Consider the following 1,095-nt stretch of genomic DNA (forward strand, 5'->3'; position numbering starts at 1 on the left):
CCGGCCGGACCGGTGGTCGACGCGCTCGGGCCGCCGGCCGCCGCGTCCCCGCCGGCCTCGCCGCCGCCCGCGGCCCGACCCTCCGGACCGTCGGCCCCCGCGGCCAGCCGCCGCCCCGCCGTCGCCGGACCGCTCGGGACCGGATCGGCGGGCACGCCGGCCGGCGGCTCGGTGGCCAGCGCGTCGCCGGCCGCGTTGTCGCGCCCGCGCCCGTGCCCGCGATCGGCGAGGCCGCCGGCGACGGCGCGCTCGTCCTCCGGCCGCTCGCGCGGCGGACGCCGCCGCGGCACCAGGTGCTGGGTCGCCAGCCGTCCGAGACCGGCGTAGGTGTAGCGGTTGCCGTAGGCGTCGCGCAGCTCGACGAAGCGGCCCAGTCGCGGGCTCTCGCCGATCCGGGTCACCGTCCCGTCCTGGACCGCGACCGCCGCCGCTCCGGCCCGCGCGGGCAGCCGCGCCCAGCCGCCGTCGGCCGTCGCCGTCGCCCGCGCCGCCCGCACCGTGCCGCGCTCGCCCTCGCCCTCGCCCTCGTAGAGCGGCAGCTGGCCGAGCGTCAGGCCGGTCAGGGCCCCAACCACGTCGGCCGGCACCTGGGCCACCAGCCGCGCCCGCTCGAGCACGTCGCGCACGTACCAGTCGGCGTGGTTGTAGGCGAAGATCGCCCGCCGCAGGTCCTTCTCCGCCCCCGCCGCCCGCAGGTAGCGGGCGGCGGCGAAGATCGCGTCGACCGGGTTGTACGGATCGCGCTTGCCATCGCCGTTGGCGTCGACGCCGTAGGTCTTCCACGTCGCCGGCATGAACTGCATCCAGCCCAGCGCGCCCGCGGTCGAGACGCTCAGGTTGCGCCCGTAGTCGGTCTCGATCTCGTTGATCGCCGCCAGCACCTCCCAGCGGATCCCGTACTGCGTGCCCGCCGCCTGGTAGATCGGCAGCAGGAACGGCGGGATCCGGAAGCGCGCGATCGACAGCCCCGAGAGCCCGACTGCCGGCTCGCCGAGCGGATCGCCGGCGGCGGCCGGCGCGTCGCGGTCGCCGTTGCCCGGCGCCGCGGCCGGCGCGGGCGTCCCGCCGCTGCCGCCGTCGCCGGCCGCGGCCGCC

The 1,095-nt window shown here is 79.4% G+C and carries 1 protein-coding gene; it reads right to left on the bottom strand.

What is annotated here, in order from left to right:
- On the bottom strand, positions 1–1,095 hold a 1,095-nt coding region (locus tag SH587_RS24580; RefSeq protein ID WP_320673310.1), incomplete at both ends, for a lytic murein transglycosylase.

The organism is Patulibacter defluvii (assembly GCF_034096925.1).
GTDB classification, from domain to species: Bacteria; Actinomycetota; Thermoleophilia; order Solirubrobacterales; family Solirubrobacteraceae; genus Patulibacter; species Patulibacter defluvii.